This window comes from Paenibacillus sp. sgz302114 (assembly GCF_056120345.1).
The window spans coordinates 1-286 of record NZ_JBVYOI010000072.1; the positions used below are offsets into that span (position 1 = coordinate 1).

1 tRNA gene and 1 rRNA gene are annotated in these 286 nt (G+C 47.2%); both read left to right on the top strand.

The window, feature by feature from the left end:
- Positions 1 to 120: ribosomal RNA gene (locus AC0LWF_RS27980) — 23S ribosomal RNA — on the top strand; the annotation flags it as partial.
- Positions 121 to 211: 91 nt separating this feature from the next.
- Positions 212 to 284, top strand: a tRNA-Asn gene (locus AC0LWF_RS27985).
- Positions 285 to 286: the final 2 nt, after the last annotated feature.

Below are 286 nucleotides of genomic sequence, written 5' to 3' on the forward strand. Positions count from 1 at the left end.
CTCAAGATGAGATTTCCCAGTATGTAAGACCCCTGAAAGACGATCAGGTTGATAGGTTCGAGGTGGAAGCGCGGCAACGTGTGCAGCTGACGAATACTAATCGGTCGAGGGCTTATCCTAAATAAGTGAAATCCAGCTAAAGCAATAAACCTTCGCAAAGGTTCGTATCCAGTTTTCAGGGTGTTAAGATTTGCCCGAACATTCATGTTGTTCCCTGATAGCTCAGTTGGTAGAGCACTCGACTGTTAATCGAGTTGTCACAGGTTCGAGTCCTGTTCGGGGAGCC